Here is a 1,217-nt window from a genome sequence, read left to right as displayed (position 1 = left end):
GAGTAGCCCCTAGATTTCTGGACGCCTTCTATCCTAATTTTGAGGACAGGAGGCGACGATGGGGAAGCCCAATTTCAGCGATGAGTTCAAGCGTGATGCGGTGGCCCAGATCACCGAGCGCGGGTATCCGGTAGCGGAGGTTTCCGAGCGGCTCGGCGTCAGTCAGCATTCGCTGTACGCATGGAAGCGGCAACTGGCGAAGGTGGTGTCTGGCGATGCTAGCAAGGATGCCGAGATCCGCCAATTGAAGCGCGAACTGGCCCGGGTGACCGAGGAGCGCGATATACTAAAAAAAGCCACCGCGTATTTCGCCAGGGATGCAAAGTGAGATACGCATTTGTCGCCGAGCATCGTGACCAGTTCCGGGTTCGATCGATGTGTCGGTGCCTGCGCATCCAGCCCAGCGGCTTCTATGCCTGGCAGAAGAACCCGCTGAGCCAACGGACCCGGGAAGATGTGCGGCAGACGAAGTTGATCCGGCAAGCCTGGAACGACAGCGGCAAAGTCTATGGCTACCGCAAGTTGCACGACGACCTACTGGATCAGGGCGAGACCTGCTGCCCGAACCGTGTTGCCCGGTTGACGAGGCTGGCAGGCATCAAGGCGCAGATCGGTTACAAGCGGCGGCCGGGAAGCTATGGCGGCAAGCCATCCCGGGCGGTCGACAATACTCTGGACCGGCAGTTCGACGTCGCTGCCCCCGACAGGGCCTGGGTGACCGACATCACCTACATCCGCACCCTGGAGGGCTTTGCCTATCTGGCTGTCGTGATCGATCTCTATTCTCGCCGTGTGGTGGGCTGGTCGATGCAGAGCAGGCAGACCACCGATGCGGTGCTGCAAGCGCTGCACATGGCGGTATGGCGGCGCAAGCCCAAGCAGCGGGTGCTGATCCATTCGGATCAGGGCTCGCAGTTCACCAGCATGGACTGGGCGGCCTTCATCCGGGCTCACAATCTTGAGCACTCGATGAGCCGGCGTGGCAACTGCCACGACAACGCGGTGGCCGAGAGTTTCTTTTCCTCGCTCAAGCGTGAGCGCATTAGGCGCCGGACCTACAAAACACGCGATGAAGCCCGGCAGGACGTGTTCGATTACATCGAGATGTTCTACAATCCGGTCCGCAAGCAGGTCAGGAACGGGATGCTGTCCCCCGCACAGTTCGAACGGCAGCAGATTTTGAAAGCAGAAGGCGTCTAGAAAACTAGGGGCTACTC

Annotated in this window: 1 protein-coding gene; it reads left to right on the top strand. The window is 60.1% G+C overall.

All coding sequences use genetic code 11. The features are described 5' to 3' along the window. The first annotated feature begins 58 nt into the window (after positions 1-58). Positions 59-1,200 (top strand): IS3 family transposase gene (locus HWN72_RS30675; protein WP_375154555.1). Its coding sequence is split into 2 segments (ribosomal slippage): positions 59-299 and positions 299-1,200, totalling 1,143 coding nucleotides; the frame shifts between segments, so codons are not numbered across the junction. The last annotated feature ends 17 nt before the right edge of the window (positions 1,201-1,217 follow it).

Origin of the sequence: Novosphingobium sp. HR1a, assembly GCF_015594425.1 — a bacterium.
GTDB lineage: Bacteria > Pseudomonadota > Alphaproteobacteria > Sphingomonadales > Sphingomonadaceae > Novosphingobium > Novosphingobium resinovorum_A.
This window is presented reverse-complemented; position numbering and strand designations above follow the sequence as displayed.